Source organism: Pseudoduganella rivuli (assembly GCF_009674485.1).
In the GTDB taxonomy this organism is placed as follows: Bacteria; Pseudomonadota; Gammaproteobacteria; order Burkholderiales; family Burkholderiaceae_D; genus Rugamonas; species Rugamonas rivuli_B.
In genome coordinates this window covers 22,509-39,479 of sequence record NZ_WKJJ01000018.1, presented here as the reverse complement: position 1 = coordinate 39,479, position 16,971 = coordinate 22,509, and the positions used below count along the sequence as shown (strand labels likewise).

Below are 16,971 nucleotides of genomic sequence, written 5' to 3'. Positions count from 1 at the left end.
CAAGGTTATTTCTGGCACTGTACACAGTAAAACGTCGACCGCTGCCCCTGCTTGATCTGCCGGATCGGCGTGCCACACACGCGGCAGGGGATGCCAGTACGATCATAGACGAAATATGTCTGCTGGAAATAGCCGGACTGGCCATTCACGCTGATAAAGTCGCGCAGCGTGCTGCCGCCCTGCACAATGGCTTCGGCCAGCACGTCGCGGATGGCTTGCGCCAGCTTGTCATAGCGCGCCAGGCTGATGCGCCGGGCCGGGGTTTTCGGATTGATGCCGGCCCGGAACAGGCTTTCCGAACAATAGATATTGCCGACGCCGACCACGATATCGCCCGCCAGCAACACTTGCTTGACGGCGGCGCTGCGCTGGCGCGTCTGGTCATACAGCAGCTTGCCCGTGAACCCCGCTTCAAGCGGTTCCACGCCCAGCCCCCGCAACAGCAGGTTTTCCTCCAGTTTGCCGTCGTCACGGCTGTGCCACAGTACGGCGCCGAAACGGCGCGGGTCCGTCAGGCGCAGCACCTGGATGCCGTCCTGCGCGCTTTCCACCACCAGGTCGAAATGGTCGTGCTTGGCCGGCGGGATACCCTGCGGCAGCACGCGCAGGTGGCCGGACATGCCGAGGTGGATGATCAGCGTGCCGTGCTCAAAGTTCAGCAGCAGGTATTTGCCGCGCCGGCCAGTGTCCAGCACGGTGCGGCCGGCCAGCGCTTTCGCCAGCCCGGCGGGGAATGGCCAGCGCAAGCCGCTGCGGCGCATGACCACGTCGCGCACGGTACGGCGCTCGATATGGGGGGCGATGCCGCGGCGCGTCACTTCGACTTCTGGCAATTCAGGCATGGAGAAACAAATTTCCTTACAAATGTAAGGCCGGGCAAACGCACGGCGGGGGAATGGTTGGCGTAAAATCGAAATAAGTTTCCGAAAAGTCAGGATCACCCTTTGAAAAACGCTTTCGCCATTGTAACCCTGTCGGCAGCGCTGTCCGGCTGCGCTGTTGCGCCTTGGCACGCCCCAGCCGAGGCGCCCGCGCCGGTTGCCCAGCCCGCTGCACCTGTCACCGCCAACCCGCAGGAAGATACGCCGGCCACGCAGGCCGTCGCGGCCGCCGCCGCTGTGCAAGCCAACGAAGCGCTGCCCAGTGTGGATTTGACGTCGGACCTGTTTTACAAGCTGACCAAGGCGGAGCTGGATTTCAAGCGGGGCCAATGGCAAAGCGCCTACGTGACCATGATGGTGCTGGCGCAGCAGACCCGCGATCCGCGCCTGGCGCAGCGTTCCGCGGAAATGGCGCTGACGGCCAAGCAGGGCGGCGAAGCCATGGCGGCGATCCGCCTGTGGCGCGAACTGGCGCCCGAATCCGACGAGGCGGCGCAATACTTCCTCGGCTTTGCCGTGCTGGGCGACGACTTGACGGAGGCGGAACAGGCGTTCACGCAGCGCTTGAAGAAAAGCCCGCCCAACGCGCGGGGCCTGGCCATGTTCCAGATGCAGCAATTCCTGCTGCGCGCGAAAGACAAGGCCGCCGCTTTTGCGCTGATGGAGCGCGTGCTGGCGCCGTATGCGGGGCAGCTGGAAACCCACTTGGTGCTGGCGCAGGGCGCCTTTGCCAATAACGAAGCGCTGCGCGCCGCCACCGAAGCGCGCCGGGCGCTGGACATCAAACCGGATTCCGAACTGGCGCTGCTGACCATGGCGCAAGTGACGCCCGATCCGGAGATGGTGACGAAACTGGTGACGGATTTCCTCGCGAAATATCCGCAATCGCGCGAAGTGCGCGCCGCCTATGCGCGCATGCTGGTCGAGCAAAAACAGTATGACAAGGCGCGCAATGAATTCCTGACCTTGTTGAAAGGGCAACCGGATAATCCGGCCACCCTGTATGCGCTGGGCATCATGGCCATGCAGGCGACCGACGTGGCTGCCGCCGAAGGCTATTTCAAGCGCTTTGTCGACGTGCTGGAAAAAGATGGCGGCGAAGACCGCGATCCCACCAAGGCGCTGCTGATCCTGGCGCAAATCGCTGAAGAAAAGGGCGACCTGGCCGCGGCGCAGGGCTGGCTGGACCGTGTGGACAATGGCGAGCCGCGCATGATGCTGACCGTGCGCCTGAAGCGCGCGCACCTGACGGCCCGCATGGGCGACCTGGAAGGCGCCCGCAAGCTGCTGGCGCAAATCAAGACGGAAGACCCGGCCGAACAGGCGCAAATCATCCAGACCGACGCGCAATTGCTGCGCGATGGCGGCCAGGGCCTGGAAGCCTACAAGGTGCTGGAAGACGGCGTGCTGCGCTTCCCGAACAGCCCGGACTTGCTGTATGACTTCGCGCTGGCGGCGGAAAAAATGGGCAAGGTCGAACTGATGGAGACCAGCCTGCGCAAAGTGATGGAAATGTCGCCGGACAACCACCATGCCTACAACGCGCTGGGCTATTCGCTGGCGGAGCGCAACCAGCGCCTCGATGAAGCGTTCGCCCTGATCGACAAGGCCATGCAAATGGCGCCGGGCGACCCGTTCATCATGGACAGCCTGGGCTGGGTGAACTTCCGCCTGGGTAAATTGAAGGAAGCGGAAACCCTGTTGCGCCGCGCGTATGCATTGCGCAGCGATCCGGAAATCGCCGTGCACCTGGGCGAAGTGCTGTGGGCGCAGGGCGACAAGGCCGGTGCGCAAGGATTGTGGCGCGAAGCGCGCGCCAAGGATCCGCACAACGATGTATTGAAGAGTACCCTGGCGCGGTTGAACACGAGCCTGTGATTCACTCTCTTTCAAGACCTTATGCATAAACTGATACCGCTGCTGCTGGCAGTTGCGCTGGCTGGCTGCGCCTCCGCGCCGGAGCGCCCGGCGGGTGCGCCGCCGTCCGGCCCCGTTGCGCCGTATACCGGCACCATTGAACTGACCGGCAAGCTGAACGTCACCTATACCAGGGATGGCAACCAGGAATCGCTGATCGGCGGTTTCGAGTGGCAGCAGAGCGCGCAGCGCACCGACGTGACGATCAAGAGCCCGCTGGGCCAGACCGTGGCGCAAATCGCCGTGACGCCGCAGCAAGCCACGCTCAAGGAAGGCAACAAGCCGCTGCGCACGGCCGACAGCATCGATGCGCTGAGCGCGCAGGCGCTGGGCTGGACCTTGCCCGTCTCCGGTCTGCGTGAATGGCTGCAGGGCCATGCAACGGCTGCGGGCGGCAAACATTTCCGCGCCAGTCCCCAGGATACGACAGTGACGACGGCCGATGGCTGGCGCCTCAGCTATGTTTCATGGCACGATGTCCCGGGGGCGCCGAAACCCAAGCGCATCGACGTGGAGCGGGGCGCGACCGGCCAGCTCGACGCGATGACGATCCGCATCGTGATCGACCCGCCCGCGCAGTGATCCGATAGCGAATTAATAATAACGATTTATACCGTATGACGAGCCTGACGCATTGCCCGGCCCCGGCCAAACTGAATTTATTCCTGCACGTGACCGGCCGCCGCCCGGACGGTTACCACTTGCTGCAAACGGCATTCCAGCTGATCGACCGCGGCGACGTGCTGCACGTGCATTTGCGCAACGATACGCAATTACGCCGCACCAGCGACATCCCGGGTGTGCCGGAAGAGCAGGACCTGGTGATCCGCGCGGCGAAGCTGTTGCAGGCGGAAGTGGTGCGCCGCACGGGCATGCTGCCCCGTGGCGCCAATATCGCCGTCGACAAGGTATTGCCGATGGGCGGTGGACTGGGCGGCGGTTCGTCCGATGCGGCGACGGTGCTGATGGTGCTGAACAAGCTGTGGAACGTGGGCTTGAAGCGCGAAGAGCTGATGGCGCTGGGTTTGCCGCTGGGCGCGGATATCCCGTTTTTCATCTTTGGCGAGACGGCATTTGCCGAAGGCGTGGGCGAAGCCTTGCAGCCGGTCGACGTGCCGGACTGCTGGTACGTGGTGATCGAGCCGGGCGTATCGGTGCCGACAGCGCAAATTTTTACGAGCGAGCATTTGACAAGGAACACACCAGCCGTTAATATGGCGGCCTTCTGCAACTACTACAGCGAACAACGTGAGCTGAAGCAGTTTGGAAGAAATGATTTGCAGCAGGTTGCAACCCGCTTGTACCCGCAAGTAGCAAAAGCCATCGAATGGCTGGCGCAATTTGGCGATGCAAGGATGACGGGTTCCGGAGCTTGTGTGTTTTGCGCCTTCTCAGATGAAGGCCAGGCTGATGTGGTGCTGAAAAAAGCACGCGGCGCCTGGACTGCCTGGAAAGCAAAATCACTGAAAAAGCACCCGATCTCTGCAATGTTGATTTGATTAACAAATCAACGCAGCAAAAAAGATTTTGCTTCTCGTTAAAAACGCTGTATAATGCAGGCCGTCGAAACGACAAGCAGTAAGTTTCAGCGTAGGGGAATCGCCAAGCTGGTTAAGGCACCGGATTTTGATTCCGGCATACCAAGGTTCGAATCCTTGTTCCCCTGCCACCAATTCTCTCCGAATCTGTCGATGCAGCAGCGTCCAGTCGGAGTAAAATACACGATGCCGAACGGCATCAGCAAAAAGCCGGGCGGTCAGTCTTCTCGGCAGTCAATCCGAATCAACGCTAAAAATCAATTTTCTCTGGGACTCCCTATGGCTTACGAAAACCTGATGGTTTTTACCGGCAACGCTAACCCTGCGCTCGCGGAGGGGGTCGCAAAGAACCTCGGCATTCCAGTTGGCAAAGCGGTCGTGTCGAAATTCTCCGACGGCGAAGTGATGGTTGAAATTAACGAAAACGTCCGTGGTAAAGACGTGTTCGTGCTGCAATCGACTTGCGCGCCAACCAACGACAGCCTGATGGAACTGATCCTGATGGTCGACGCGCTCAAGCGCGCTTCCGCAGGCCGCATCACCGCCGCCATCCCTTACTTTGGTTATGCCCGCCAGGACCGCCGTCCGCGCTCGGCCCGTGTTGCGATCTCCGCGAAAGTGGTGGCCAACATGCTGGAAAGCGCCGGCGTTGAACGTGTCCTGATCATGGATCTGCACGCTGACCAGATCCAGGGTTTCTTCGATATTCCAGTCGACAACATCTACGCTTCCCCGATCCTGCTGGGCGACCTGCAAAAGAAAGCGGAAGACAACTTGCTGGTGGTTTCGCCGGACGTCGGCGGCGTGGTCCGCGCCCGCGCCCTGGCAAAACGCCTGGGTTGCGACCTGGCCATCATCGACAAGCGCCGTCCGAAAGCCAACGTTTCCGAAGTGATGAACATCATCGGTGAAGTCGAAGGCCGCAACTGCGTGATCATGGACGACATGGTCGACACCGCCGGTACGCTGGTCAAGGCAGCGGACGTGCTGAAAGAGCGCGGCGCCAAGAAAGTCATCGCCTATTGCACGCACCCGGTGCTGTCCGGCCCGGCAATCGAGCGCATCACGAATTCGTCGCTGGACGAACTGGTGGTGACCGACACGATTCCGCTGTCCGAAGCCGGCAAGGCTTGCCCGAAGATCCGCCAGCTGACTTGCGCTCCGCTGCTGGCCGAAACCTTCAAACGTATTATCAAGGGCGATTCCGTGATCTCACTGTTCATCGATTAAATAAGTAGCATATAATATCGATCCCTCAGCGGCGCGACCGGTTTTTCCGGTTGCGCCGCTGTTTTTCCGAAGCGTCCTGGTCGCGGGGCGCTTTCCACACGAGGCGCAAGCCTTGTATTCAGTGGTACCTGACACCCCTGGTATCAGGCACCAATACATAAAATTGGAGTTTCAAATGAAAGTAGTTGCATTCAAACGCGAACTGCAGGGCACGGGTGCGAGCCGCCGCCTGCGTAATTCCGGCCAAACCCCTGGCATCATCTACGGCGGCTCCGAAGCCCCAGTGACGATCGCCCTGGACCACAACGCACTGTTCCACGCGCTGAAAAAAGAAGCGTTCCACTCGTCCGTTCTGGACATGGAAATCGACGGCGTGACCCAGCCAGTGCTGCTGCGTGACTTCCAGATGCACGCTTACAAACAACTGGTTCTGCACGCTGACTTCCAGCGCGTTGATGCAAACACCAAGATTCACCTGAAAGTTGCTCTGCACTTCGTGAACGCTGATGTTTCGCCAGCTGTCAAACTGCACGCTGCCACCATCTCGCACGTTGCCAACGAAATCGAAGTTCTGTGCCTGCCATCGGCTCTGCCAGAATTCATCACCGTTGACCTGTCGAACGTGGAAGTCGGCCAGTCGGTTCACGTAAGCGACATCAAACTGCCAGAAGGCGTGACCGCTGTGACCCACGGCAAAAACCTGACCATCGCTACCGTTTCGGTACCAGCTGGCCAAGTTTCCGCTGAAGCTGCTGCCGCTCCTGCGCCAGAAGCCAAAAAAGGCAAGAAGTAATCATTGAAGCGCCACTTTCGGGTGGTTTTCAAGTGAAAAAACCCCGCTTGCCGGGGTTTTTTTGTATCCTCACGTTTTTTCAAGACCAGCACAGCTCATGTCCATCCGCCTGATCGTCGGCCTCGGCAACCCCGGCCCGGAATACGAACAAACCCGCCACAATGCCGGCTTCTGGCTGGTCGACAACCTGGCCAACAGCTTGCCGGGCGCGCGCTTGCAGCGCGAGACCCGCTTCAATGCGCTGATGGCCAAGACGTCGATGGGAGACAAGGAATTGTGGCTGCTGGAGCCGCAAACCTACATGAACCGTTCCGGCCAGTCGGTCGGCGCGCTGGCCCGGTTTTACAAGATCAACCCCGATGAAGTGCTGGTGGTCCATGACGAACTGGATTTGCCGCCGGGCGCGGCCAAGCTGAAGAAGGGCGGCTCGTCGGGCGGCCACAATGGCTTAAAGGACATCACGTCCGCACTGGGCACGCAGGATTACTGGCGGTTGCGCATCGGCATCGGCCACCCGCGCACGCTGAACCTGGCGCAACCGGTGGCCGATTTCGTGCTGCACCGTCCCCGCCGCGACGAGCAATTGCTGATCGACGAAGCCATTGAAAAAGCGCTGCGCATTATCCCGACCGCTGTCGCCGGGGATTTCCCGAAAGCGACCATGGAGTTGCACACCCCGTAATTACGGGGACTCCGGCGTGCCGGACTTGCCGTCGAAATAATAACTGACCCGTTTGCGGGGACTCAGGTAGGCATACACTTCGGGCGGCACTTGCCCGGGCCGGATCGCGTTGACGATTTGCAGGTCCGGTTCCTGCTCCATGTCCACCATGATGGCTTCATGGCGCGGCACGCTGGCGTCATAGATCACCAGCATCGGCCGCATCGGCTTGGCCGTATTCACGGTGGCGACCATGCCCGTCATATTGTTCGACAGTTGCACGATGGTGCCGGGCGGGTAGACGCCGAGGCAGCGGATAAACACTTGCAGCAATTTCGGATCGAAGCGGGCGCGGTGCTTGGCAAACATCATCGACAGCGCTTCATGCGGCGTCAGCGCCTGTGCGACGCTGACCGGATTGCACAATTCGTCGTAGTAATTGGCGATGGCGACGATGCGCGCCAGCACGCCGATGGCTTCCCCTTTCAAGCGGCGCGGATAGCCGTTGCCGTCGAATAGTTCGTGATGGTCGCGCACGATGGCGCCCACTGCCGCCGGGAGTTGCAGCTTTTGCGCCATGTCGTAGCCATATTGCGCGTGCAATTCATACAGGTGCTGCTCCGACTGCGTATAGGGCTCGACCTTGGTGAGGATTTTGTCCGGGATGTTCTTGCGGCCGATATCGTGGAACAGCGCGCCCAGTCCCAGCACCGACGCCAGTTCCGCCGGCAACTGCACTTCACGCGCGATCATGATGGACAGCATCGTGACGTTGAGCGAGTGGAAGTACAGCTCTTCATTGCCCAGCGTGTCGCCCATCACGTGGATGGCCAGTTCCGGTGCGCACAGGATGGAATCGCTGATCTGGCCGATCAATTCATTGGCCTGGCGGGCAGATTCTTCCGGCTTGGTGAACAGGTTCTTTTCAATGTCACGGATGGTGCGCGCGGTTTTCGCAAAGGCGCCTTCGATGCGCGACGCTTCCGCGCGGTGTTGTTTCAGGCGCTCCATCATGGCGCGCTTGGCGGCCAGCGCGGGCGACACGTCCGGCGCCGGCGTGGGTTCATCCGGTGCTTCCGCTTCCGCCTGATCGAGCGGCGGCGGGGCAATGTCGCTGAGGCCCGGGTTGTAGCGCACGGTTTGCAACCCCAGGCTGCGCAGCGTGTTGATCTGCTCTTCAGTCTTGATCTTGAAGTGGCTGAAGGCGAAGGGATGCTCGAACCATTTGAGGTCCAGCTCGATATACAAGCCGACCCGCAACTGGTTCATCGTGATATTGACATCATCAAGCATCTGCGCCTCTTTCGGCCAGGACGAGTTTGTCCTGGAAACTTCATTGTTACTCAGTGTATACGTTCGCAACGCCGCTGGCATCCGCTGCGCCTTATCGATGCCGGAATGTTAACTTTTATGTTGCGAGCCGGTAACGACCAGCCGCCCGTCAATCAGTCCGGACGGTAGACGGGCCGGGCCAGGTCGAAACGCTCGCGCGTATGGGTATAGCCATTGCCGCCCATCTTGCCCACGGCATCGAGCAATTGCGGATCGATGACGCCATTGGCCAGCACGCTGTCGGCCACGTGGATATGCACGACATCGAGCAGCATCATCGTGCCGCCGGAGGGTTCCGGACTGATTTCAATGATCTGCCGCAGCCGGCACTCGAAGCGCACGGGCGCCTCCGCCACGCCATCGGCCGCCACGGCCACGCCGGGGGCGCGGGCGATGCCGACCGCCGTGAATTCCGAGACGCCGGGCGGGTAATCCGCGCAGGTGGCGTTCATTTGTTCCGCCAGTGCCGCGCTGACGATGTTGACGACGCAGGCGCCGGTCGCCTTCAGGTTGGTCAGCGTATCTTTTGCGAGACGGTCGCGCGGGTTCACCTGCGTCACGCTGAGCACGGGCGGGTTGCAACTGGCCACGGTGAAGAACGAGTAGGGCGCCAGGTTGGCGACGCCGTCCGCATTGACGGTGCTGATCCACGCGATGGGACGGGGCAGGATGCTGTGAACCATCAGGCGGTACACTGTGTTGGCGTCGAGGGTGGCGGGGTTGAATTCCATGGCAATGAGATAGAGACGAGGTGAACTTGAAATTATTCCTGACTTTGATGTTGCTGACCATGGGGACGGCATCGGCCGAAGCGCCGCCGGCCAAGGCAATGAAAGAGATGGCCGGCGTCTACAAGCACCGGTTCATGAACGGCATCATCACGCCAGGCAAAGCCCCGATGGAGGCCGATACGCCGTATGAATCCGAGGATATCGTTGAAATCGTGCCCTACGATGACACGCACATTTATGTGCGCGCGGAACTGCAGTTCTATAACGGCCACAGGTGTTCGATTTCCGGCATGGCGGGCTATGAGCAAGGCCGCTTTGTCTTCCACGACCCGGAAAAAGCCGCCGATGGCGGACCACCGTGCACGCTGGCGGTGACCCAGACCAAAGACAGCCTGGTATTGACCGACCGCCTGGCGCCGGAGGGCGCGGCGACGTGCCGGCAATTCTGCGGCATGCGGGGCAGCTTGACGGACTATTCCATCGCCAGGGACAAGCGCCGTCCGATCCGTTATGGGGACCGGCTGGTGCGTTCACGCGAATACCAGAAAGCGATTGCAGACCTCGAGCAATACCGGGCCTCGCTGCCCGGGCGTTAGGGAGTGGTAGCTTGCCGTGGCGTGCCGATGGCCGCGAGGACCGCACGCACGGCATCTGGAATCGGCGCCGACTGGTTGGTCGCCCGCTCCACGTACACGTGCACGAAATGCCCCGCAGCGCAGGGTAATGGGTCATCGTTGCGGAACAGCGCGATTTCATAGCGCACGCTGGAGTTGCCCAGTTTGCTCACGCGGATGCCGGCATGGATGGTGTCCGGGAACGAAATCGAGCTGAAATAGGAACAGCCGGAATCCACCACGAAACCAACGACTTCGCCCTGGTGGATATCGAGCACGCCCCGTTCGATCAGGAACTGATTGACCGCCGTATCGAAATAGGAATAGTAGACAACGTTGTTGACATGACCATAAATGTCATTGTCCATCCAGCGCGTGGGAATGGCGAGGAAGTGGGGGAATTGCGAACGGTCGGCATTGCGCATCGTCGTGGAAGCTCCGGCTAATGAGGTACAATTGATCCCTTATGCGCCCTGCATCGATGCAACGCGGCGCAGCAGAACAATACCATCTTAACAAGGTCTTCTCCCATGAGTCTCCAATGCGGCATCGTCGGCTTGCCTAACGTCGGCAAGTCCACCCTTTTCAATGCTCTGACCAAGGCGGGCATCCCGGCGGAAAATTATCCGTTCTGTACCATCGAGCCGAACGTCGGCGTGGTGGAAGTGCCGGATCCGCGCATGGCGGCGCTGGCAGAGATCGTGAAGCCGGAGCGCATGGTCAACGCCATCGTGGAATTTGTCGACATCGCCGGCCTGGTGGCGGGCGCGTCGCAAGGCGAAGGCCTGGGCAACCAGTTCCTGTCGCACATCCGCGAAACCGACGCCATCGTCAACGTGGTGCGCTGCTTCGAAGATGAAAACGTGATCCACGTGGCCGGCAAGGTCAGCCCGCTGGACGACATCGAAGTGATCCAGACTGAACTGGCGCTGGCCGACCTGGGCACCGTGGAAAAAGCCATCCACCGTGAAAACAAGAAAGCCCGCTCCGGCGACAAGGATGCCGCCAAGCTGGTGGCGCTGCTGGAGAAAATCGTCCCGCAACTGAACGAAGCCAAGCCGGTGCGCGCCATGGGCCTGGACGCCGACCAGATGCTGCTGATCAAGCCGCTGTGCCTGATCACCGCCAAGCCAGCCATGTACGTGGCCAACGTGTCCGACACCGGCTTCACCAACAACCCGCTGCTGGACCAGCTGACCGAATACGCGAAATCGCAAAACGCGCCGATCGTGGCCATTTGCGCCGCCATCGAAGCGGAAATCGCCGACCTGGATGACGCCGACAAAGCCGCCTTCCTGGCCGACATGGGCATGGAAGAGCCAGGCCTGGACCGCCTGATCCGCGCCGGCTACAAACTGCTGGGCCTGCAAACCTACTTCACGGCCGGCGTGAAAGAAGTGCGCGCGTGGACCATCCACGTCGGCGACACCGCGCCGCAAGCAGCGGGCGTGATCCACACCGACTTCGAACGCGGCTTCATCCGCGCGCAAACCATCGCGTACGACGACTACATCCAATACAAGGGTGAGGCGGGCGCCAAGGAAGCGGGCAAGATGCGCGCTGAGGGCAAGGAATATGTGGTCAAGGATGGCGACGTGTTGAACTTCCTGTTCAACGTCTGATCCACGCTGCACCAGTCAAAGCCTGGCTTCCAATTGGAAGCCAGGCTTTTTTACTTTACGAAGGCCGGCGCGCGCCGAGCAGCAACCCGGCCGCCACCATGCCGATGACTACCACTGTCACCACGGACCCTTCGACGCCAAACGCGCCGCCCGTCAGCAACTCGGACCCGCTCAACTGCCCGCGCAGCACGCCCGCCTCGGGACCGTGGCCGGAGACCGCCGTGGAAAACACCTGGCCTACGCAATAGTTCCATGCGATGTGGTTGGCGATGCACAGCCATAGGCGGCGGGTGCGCATGTAGATGGCTGCCTGCATCACGCTGTAGGCGGCCAGCGCCGCGATGGCCGGCACGGTGACGCCTGCGTTCGGCAAATGGCCGAGCGCGAACAGGATGGCGGAAATCACGATGGCCCAGCCACTGCCAAGCGACTGCTCCGTGATGCGGAATACGATGCCACGGAACAGCAATTCTTCCGACAGGCCGACCAGCACCAGTTCCGCCAGTGGCAGCAACAGGGCCAGGCTCAGTGCGTTGACACCGTCGACGTGGTAGACGCCCAGCAATCCCAGCAAGGTAAACACGGATCCCACCAGTGTCGCGCCCAGCAGCAGGCCGAAGGCAAACTCGCGCCCGGCGCCTTGCGTTCCGAATTCCGTCAGTTCACGCTTTTCCGTGCTGCGGATGAAGAAGCGGTACACGAGGAAGCAGATCAGGGCCGCCAGCAATTGCGGCCACACCACGCGATACGGTTTGTCCACCAGCTTGCTGGCCAGGATCATCGTCAGCGGCAAGGGGGCAATCGTCAGGATGGAACCGGCCACGATGCGGACTGCGGGATGGGTCCAGATGCGCGCGGACAGTGGGGATTTCACTTCAGAAAATGCCGCTGCTTCACTCATACGTAGTCTCCTTTTTGTGAGTCAGCCCGCGCCGAACGGATGCGTTCGCCAAACGGGCGTTGGCCCAGCACTTCGATGGCCTGCGCCAGGCATTGCGACAGCGGCATGTCCAACTCCGCGTCGAGGCTGTCCGCCGCCATCCTGGTGGCGCGCCAGCATGCCTGTACGCGCGGCAGCAAGGCGCTGCCTTTTTCACTGAGGCTGACGATGCGCTGGCGCCCATCCTGCGGCCCCGGTTCGATCAGCAGCAGGCCCTTCTTGTGCATCAGCGCCACCGTCTGCGTGGCTGCCGGTTGCGTGATGCCGGCCACTTCGGCGATTTCGCCGATCGTGACTTGCTGGCGTGTCGATAGCACCCGCATGACGGGTGTGAAGCGGGGCCGGTACTCCGGCAAGTCCGCTTCCACGTACGCCGCTTCGACCGCGCCGTCCAGCAATTCAATCAAATGGCGCAATTGTGTACCGAGTCCTTGTTTCATGTAACAAATAATATCAACAGTTATATAAGTGGTAAAGTAATTTTGTGCGAGGCGCCGGCGGCGGCTGTCCTGCTCAGTCGCTGCCTGGTGCGCTCAGCGGGGCGCGGCTTTGCTCATTGTTGGCGTTGACCAGCCGGGTCAGCAATTCCATGAACTGCAATTGCTCCGGCCCGCTCAGCGGCGCCAGCAGGCGCCGACGCAGGCGCTGGGCGCCGGGCACCAGGTCTTCCAGCAAGCGTTCGCCGGCCGCCGTGATGGTCAGTGCGCGCTGGCGGCGGTTGTGGGGGATGACTTTGCGCTCTAATAAGCCTTTTTCCTCCAGCCGCGCGCAGACCGTGGCGCCGGTCGACGTGTCGATCCCCGTCACGGCCGACAGCGATACCTGGTCGGTGCCCGGATGGCCGGCCAGGTTGCGCAGCATTGCGTATTGCACGGGCGTCAGTTCGCTGCCCATCTCGTCGTAAAACATCGACACCGAAATCTGCTGCGCGCGGCGCAACAGGTGGCCGGGGTGTTCGTACAAGTCTTCCAGTTTGCTTTCGGTGTGCGGCATCGGCAAAAAAATTTCGTCAGGGTGGTTTACTTCGCGGCGAAGAAGCCTATACTTTACAACATTCAGTGTACTGAATATTGATAAAAAAGGAGACGAAATGTACCCCAAGAACACCTGGTATGTGGCGTGTACGCCGGATGAAATCGAGGCCAAACCGCTGGGCCGCCAGATCTGCGGCGAAAAAATCGTGTTTTACCGTGGCGAGGGCGGCAAGGTGGCGGCCGTGGAGGATTTTTGCCCGCACCGCGGCGCGCCGCTGTCACTGGGCTTCGTGCGCGACGGCCAGCTGGTGTGTGGCTACCATGGCCTGACCATGGGTTGCGAAGGCAAACCCGTCAGCATGCCGGGCCAGCGCGTGCGCGGCTTCCCGTGCATCCGCAGCTACGCGGTGGTGGAGCGCTACGGCTTCATCTGGGTCTGGCCCGGCGACCAGGCGCTGGCCGATCCCGCGCAGATCCACCACCTGGAATGGGCCGACAATCCGGAATGGGCCTACGGCGGCGGCCTTTACCACATCAATTGCGAGTACCGGCTGATGATCGATAACCTGATGGACTTGACGCACGAAACCTATGTGCATGCGTCGAGCATCGGCCAGAAGGAAATCGATGAAGCGCCCGTCCAGACGCGGGTCGAGGGCGACCAGGTGATCACCAGCCGCTACATGGAAAACATCATGGCGCCGCCGTTCTGGCGCGCGGCCTTGCGCGGCAATGGCCTGGCGGACGACGTGCCGGTGGACCGCTGGCAAATCTGCCGCTTCACACCACCCAGCCACGTGATGATCGAAGTGGGCGTGGCCCATGCGGGCAAGGGCGGTTACGATGCCGATCCGCGCTACAAGGCGTCGAGCATCGTGGTCGATTTCATCACGCCGGAAACGGAAACATCGCACTGGTACTTCTGGGGCATGGCGCGCAATTTCAAGCCGGACGACGAGGAGCTGACCGCCACCATCCGCTCCGGCCAGGGCAATATCTTCGCGGAAGACCGCGACATCCTGGAGCAGCAGCAAGCCAATATCCTGCGCCATCCCGAACGCAAGCTGCTGATGCTCAATATCGATGCGGGCGGCGTGCAGTCGCGCCGCATCCTCGATCAGTGGCTGCGGCGCGAGCAGGAGCAGGGACAGGGGCAGGAACAGGAGCGGCGGGCATGAACGGGCCATTGCTGCAAGTACAGGTGGCGCGCAAGCTGGCCGAAGCGGAAGGTATCTGCAGCTTCGAGCTGGTCAGCGCGGATGGCGAGCCGCTGCCGCCGTTCAGTGCCGGCGCGCACATCGACGTCCACGTGCGTCCCGGGCTGGTGCGCCAGTATTCGCTGTGCAATCCGCCGCATGAGCGGCAGCGCTACCTGATCGGCGTGCTGCGCGACCCCGCGTCGCGCGGCGGTTCGCTGGCCATGCACGACGACGTGCAGGCCGGCGCGCTGTTGCAGATCAGCGCGCCGAAAAACCATTTCCCGCTGGTGCAGGCGCCCGGCAGCCTGCTGCTGGCGGGCGGGATCGGCATCACGCCGATGCTGGCGATGGCCGAAGCGCTGTCCGACCAGGGCGCCGGTTTCGAACTGCACTACTGCACCCGCTCGCCGGAGCGCACGGCGTTCCGCGCGCACCTGGCCGCCGCGCCGTATGCGGCGCAGGTGCACATCCATTACGACAGTGGCGCGCCCGGGCAGCGGCTGGATTTGCCGGCGCTGCTGGCGAAGACGGACCGGCGCACCCATATCTACCTGTGCGGCCCATCGGGCTTTATCGATTATGTGCGGAGCACGGCCGCCGCGCATGGCTGGCCGCCTGAACAGGTGCACCTGGAATACTTCGGCGCCGCCGCCGCACCGGCCGGCGTCGACGGCGAACGGGAATTCGAAGTACGCCTCGCTTCCAGCGGCAAGGCGTATCACGTTCCGGTTGGCCGCACCGTATTGCAGGTGCTGACCGAAGCGGGGGTATTCGTTCCCGCATCGTGCGAGCAGGGCGTGTGCGGCACGTGCGTGACGCGCGTGCTCGATGGCGTGCCGGAGCATCGCGACCTGTATCTGACGGAAGAAGAGCAAGCCGCCAACGACCAGTTCACGCCGTGCTGTTCGCGCGCCCGTGGCGCGCATCTGCTGCTGGACTTGTAATCAGTGATTTTGCCGGCGCTCTTGCAGCGCCGCCTGCAATCCGCCCCAGCGCTCATGGAACAGGGCCGCATCCATCAGCTTCACGTCGCGCATGATGGGGCGGAACCCCATGTGGGCCAGCACGTCGCGTTCCAGGTCGATGCCGGGCGCGATTTCCGTCAGTTCCAGTCCGTCGGTGGTCAGGCGCAGCACGGCGCGCTCGGTGACGAACAGTACGTCCTGGCGGCGCTGCGCGGCATCGTGCCCGTTGAACGTGACTTGTTCCACCTGCTCGATGAACTTGCGCGACTTGCCTTCGGTGACGATCTTCAGGCGGCCATTGCCGACTTCGACCTGCAATCCGCCGGCGGTAAAGGTGCCGCAAAAGACCAGCGTGGGCGTGGCGCGCGTAATGTTGATGAAACCGCCGCAGCCAACCGGGCGGCCATTGAACTTGCTGACGTTGACGTTGCCGCGGCTGTCCGCCTGGGCCAGTCCGAGGAAGCTGGCATCGAGTCCGCCGCCGTCATAAAAGTCGAATTGCGACGATTGCTCGATGATGGATTCCGGATTGTAGGCCAGGCCGAAATCGCCGAATTGCGCCGGCACGCCGCCATTGATGCCGCTTTCTATGCTCAGTTGCAGCATGTCCGCCACACCTTCCTCGGCCGCGATCGATGGAATGCCGGCCGGGATGCCGATCCCCAGGTTGCTGACCGCGCCCGGCGTGAGTTCCAGCGCGGCGCGCCGCGCGATCACCTTGCGCTCGTCGAGCGCCATCGGCGCCAGTGAGCCGAGCGGCACGCGCACGTCGCCGCACAGGGCCGGGTCGAACTGGGTGGCGATCGACTGCATGTGGTTTTCCGGGCGTCCCAGCACCACGTAATCGACCAGCAGGCCGGGAATTTTCACCGACTTCGGATGCAGGCTGCCGGCCTGCACCACCCGCTCGACCTGCGCGATGACGATGCCGCCGCAGGCGCGCGCGGCCTGCGCGATGGACAACTGTTCCAGCAGCATGCCTTCCTTGTCCAGCGTGATGTTGCCGTTTTCATCGGCCAGCGTGCCGCGGATGATGGCCACGTCGATTTTCGGGCCCGGATAGTGCAGCCATTCCTCGCCGCCGAATTCCACCAGCCGCACCAGGTCTTCGCTGCAGCGCACATTGAGTTTGCCACCCTCCAAACGCGGATCGACGAACGTCCCCAGCCCGACCTTGGTCAGCAGGCCCGGGGTGCGCGCCGCGATGTGGCGCAGCATGTGCGACAGCGAGCCTTGCGGGAAGTTATAGGCTTCGATCTCGCCGTCGAACACCATTTTCATCATTTCCTTGCCGGTCTGGCCGAAGTGGCCCGCCACCACGCGCCGCACCATGCCCGGATGGGCGAAATGCACCATGCCGCCGTCGCCGCTGTTGCCGATGGCGCCACAGGCCCACGTGGTGAGGCCGCGCGGGTGGCCGCTGGCCAGGAAGCTGCGCTCCAGTCCTTTCAATACTTCCTCGGCCAGGCTGGTCATGGCCAGCCCGCCCAAAAACACGGTGGCGCCATCCGCCACCAGGCTGCCCACATCGTCGGCTTTAATGATTTTCATCTCGCTCCTCCTCTGGTTGGTTG

Annotated in this window: 18 protein-coding genes and 1 tRNA gene; 11 read left to right on the top strand and 8 right to left on the bottom strand. The window is 62.0% G+C overall.

Annotation, left to right across the window (positions count from 1 at the left end; genetic code table 11):
- Window positions 1-5 precede the first annotated feature (5 nt).
- The gene (mutM, locus tag GJ700_RS25370; protein WP_154379236.1) at window positions 6-842 is read right to left on the bottom strand and encodes a bifunctional DNA-formamidopyrimidine glycosylase/DNA-(apurinic or apyrimidinic site) lyase; all 837 of its coding nucleotides are present in this window, start codon (window positions 840-842) and stop codon (window positions 6-8) included.
- 102 nt (window positions 843-944) lie between these two features.
- Here mutM and GJ700_RS25365 point away from each other — a divergent pair, with 102 nt between their 5' ends.
- The 7 genes from GJ700_RS25365 to pth all read left to right on the top strand — a co-directional run bounded on the left by GJ700_RS25365 (window position 945) and on the right by pth (window position 7,041).
- Window positions 945-2,759, top strand: a complete 1,815-nt coding sequence (locus GJ700_RS25365; protein ID WP_154379234.1) for a tetratricopeptide repeat protein — start codon at window positions 945-947, stop codon at window positions 2,757-2,759.
- Between the two features lie 21 nt (window positions 2,760-2,780).
- Window positions 2,781-3,380 (top strand): outer membrane lipoprotein LolB, encoded by a 600-nt coding sequence (locus GJ700_RS25360; protein ID WP_154379232.1) that lies wholly within the window; start codon window positions 2,781-2,783, stop codon window positions 3,378-3,380.
- 35 nt (window positions 3,381-3,415) lie between these two features.
- On the top strand, window positions 3,416-4,297 hold the full coding sequence (gene ispE / locus GJ700_RS25355) for a 4-(cytidine 5'-diphospho)-2-C-methyl-D-erythritol kinase (RefSeq protein ID WP_154379230.1): 882 nt from the start codon (window positions 3,416-3,418) through the stop codon (window positions 4,295-4,297).
- Between the two features lie 93 nt (window positions 4,298-4,390).
- A tRNA-Gln gene (locus GJ700_RS25350) sits at window positions 4,391-4,467 on the top strand.
- Between the two features lie 148 nt (window positions 4,468-4,615).
- Window positions 4,616-5,566: a ribose-phosphate pyrophosphokinase gene (locus tag GJ700_RS25345; protein ID WP_154379228.1), complete on the top strand. Its 951-nt coding sequence runs from the start codon at window positions 4,616-4,618 to the stop codon at window positions 5,564-5,566.
- 175 nt (window positions 5,567-5,741) lie between these two features.
- Window positions 5,742-6,359, top strand: a complete 618-nt coding sequence (locus tag GJ700_RS25340; protein ID WP_154379226.1) for a 50S ribosomal protein L25/general stress protein Ctc — start codon at window positions 5,742-5,744, stop codon at window positions 6,357-6,359.
- Window positions 6,360-6,456: 97 nt separating this feature from the next.
- Window positions 6,457-7,041, top strand: coding sequence for an aminoacyl-tRNA hydrolase (pth, locus tag GJ700_RS25335; RefSeq protein ID WP_154379224.1), 585 nt, complete (start codon window positions 6,457-6,459; stop codon window positions 7,039-7,041).
- Here the strand turns inward: pth and GJ700_RS25330 are convergent, their stop codons facing one another.
- Together GJ700_RS25330 and GJ700_RS25325 are read right to left on the bottom strand one after the other, a co-directional pair.
- Window positions 7,042-8,313, bottom strand: coding sequence for a cyclic di-GMP phosphodiesterase (locus GJ700_RS25330; protein WP_154379222.1), 1,272 nt, complete (start codon window positions 8,311-8,313; stop codon window positions 7,042-7,044).
- 152 nt (window positions 8,314-8,465) lie between these two features.
- Window positions 8,466-9,083: a flavin reductase family protein gene (locus tag GJ700_RS25325; RefSeq protein WP_154379220.1), complete on the bottom strand. Its 618-nt coding sequence runs from the start codon at window positions 9,081-9,083 to the stop codon at window positions 8,466-8,468.
- A 20-nt stretch (window positions 9,084-9,103) separates the two neighbouring features.
- On the opposite strand from GJ700_RS25325, the gene GJ700_RS25320 reads away from it, so the two are divergent.
- Window positions 9,104-9,679 carry a hypothetical protein gene (locus tag GJ700_RS25320; RefSeq protein ID WP_154379218.1) on the top strand — a complete coding sequence of 192 codons (576 nt, stop codon included), beginning with the start codon at window positions 9,104-9,106 and terminating at the stop codon, window positions 9,677-9,679.
- On the opposite strand, the gene GJ700_RS25315 is transcribed toward GJ700_RS25320, so the two are convergent.
- The gene (locus GJ700_RS25315; protein WP_154379216.1) at window positions 9,676-10,122 is read right to left on the bottom strand and encodes an acyl-CoA thioesterase; all 447 of its coding nucleotides are present in this window, start codon (window positions 10,120-10,122) and stop codon (window positions 9,676-9,678) included. The two genes, GJ700_RS25320 and GJ700_RS25315, sit on opposite strands and share 4 nt — an antisense overlap.
- Window positions 10,123-10,227: 105 nt before the next feature.
- Between GJ700_RS25315 and ychF the strand changes: the two genes are divergently transcribed.
- Entirely contained in the window at window positions 10,228-11,319 is a 1,092-nt protein-coding gene (gene ychF / locus GJ700_RS25310) for a redox-regulated ATPase YchF (protein WP_154379214.1), read from the top strand.
- A gap of 55 nt (window positions 11,320-11,374) precedes the next feature.
- On the opposite strand, the gene GJ700_RS25305 is transcribed toward ychF, so the two are convergent.
- The 3 genes from GJ700_RS25305 to GJ700_RS25295 all read right to left on the bottom strand — a co-directional run bounded on the left by GJ700_RS25305 (window position 11,375) and on the right by GJ700_RS25295 (window position 13,252).
- Window positions 11,375-12,220: a CPBP family intramembrane glutamic endopeptidase gene (locus GJ700_RS25305; RefSeq protein WP_154379212.1), complete on the bottom strand. Its 846-nt coding sequence runs from the start codon at window positions 12,218-12,220 to the stop codon at window positions 11,375-11,377.
- Entirely contained in the window at window positions 12,217-12,699 is a 483-nt protein-coding gene (locus GJ700_RS25300; RefSeq protein ID WP_154379210.1) for a MarR family winged helix-turn-helix transcriptional regulator, read from the bottom strand. The genes GJ700_RS25305 and GJ700_RS25300 overlap by 4 nt, the downstream gene beginning before the upstream one ends.
- Window positions 12,700-12,772: 73 nt before the next feature.
- Entirely contained in the window at window positions 12,773-13,252 is a 480-nt protein-coding gene (locus GJ700_RS25295; protein WP_154379208.1) for a MarR family winged helix-turn-helix transcriptional regulator, read from the bottom strand.
- 97 nt (window positions 13,253-13,349) lie between these two features.
- Between GJ700_RS25295 and GJ700_RS25290 the strand changes: the two genes are divergently transcribed.
- Window positions 13,350-14,411 (top strand): aromatic ring-hydroxylating dioxygenase subunit alpha, encoded by a 1,062-nt coding sequence (locus tag GJ700_RS25290; protein WP_154379206.1) that lies wholly within the window; start codon window positions 13,350-13,352, stop codon window positions 14,409-14,411.
- On the top strand, window positions 14,408-15,376 hold the full coding sequence (locus tag GJ700_RS25285; RefSeq protein WP_154379204.1) for a PDR/VanB family oxidoreductase: 969 nt from the start codon (window positions 14,408-14,410) through the stop codon (window positions 15,374-15,376). Before GJ700_RS25290 ends, GJ700_RS25285 begins: the two co-directional genes overlap by 4 nt.
- Here the strand turns inward: GJ700_RS25285 and GJ700_RS25280 are convergent, their stop codons facing one another.
- A complete protein-coding gene (locus tag GJ700_RS25280; protein ID WP_154379202.1) occupies window positions 15,377-16,948 on the bottom strand; it encodes an acyl CoA:acetate/3-ketoacid CoA transferase in 1,572 nt (523 codons plus the stop codon).
- Window positions 16,949-16,971: the final 23 nt, after the last annotated feature.